Here is a 723-nt window from a genome sequence, read left to right on the forward strand (position 1 = left end):
GAACGGCATCATCAACCAAAGATTCTTTTACTTTTCCAGATTTTACTAAATCAACCAATTTCGCCACATACAAATACGATTCCATATCCATGTCAGAACCTGCAATTACAGCTTTCGCAGTTGCATCGGCTTCGTCTTTTGCATAACCGTGCGCAATCATTTCGCGAATCGAAGCATAATCAGAAATCACAAATCCGTCAAACTTCCATTTTCCTTTTAAAATATCTCTTTGCAAGAAGGCATTTCCAGTTGCTGGAACACCATTCAATGTATTAAACGAATTCATAAATGTTCTAACTCCAGCATCAACAGTCGCTTTAAAAGGAGGCAAAACCGAATTGTACAATTTAGAATTGCTGATATCTACAATATTATATTCCAAACCCGCTTCAACATAACCATACGCCGCAAAGTGTTTCGCACAAGCCGCAATCGTATTTACTTTAGCCAAATCGGCAGCTGTTTCACCCTGAAAACCTTTTACTCGAGCGTAGCCAATTTTGCTTCCCAAATACGGATCTTCTCCCGCACCTTCCATCACTCGTCCCCAACGGGCATCATTTGCCACATCGACATTTGGTCCAAAAGTCCAATTAATTCCAGATGCCGAAGCTTCATCTGCCGCAATCGCTGCCGATTTCTTAATCGCATCCAAATCCCAACTCGCTGCTTCTGCCAGCGGAATCGGACTTAACGTTTTATAGCCATGAATTACGTCAAAAC

Annotated in this window: 1 protein-coding gene; it reads right to left on the reverse strand. The window is 41.6% G+C overall.

Annotation, left to right across the window (positions count from 1 at the left end):
• Window positions 1-723 (reverse strand): glycoside hydrolase family 3 N-terminal domain-containing protein (locus ABXT06_RS22710; protein ID WP_354592757.1); only part of this gene is annotated, 723 nt, incomplete at both ends.

Origin of the sequence: Flavobacterium sp. UW10123, from assembly GCF_040538975.1 — a bacterium.
In the GTDB taxonomy this organism is placed as follows: domain Bacteria; phylum Bacteroidota; class Bacteroidia; order Flavobacteriales; family Flavobacteriaceae; genus Flavobacterium.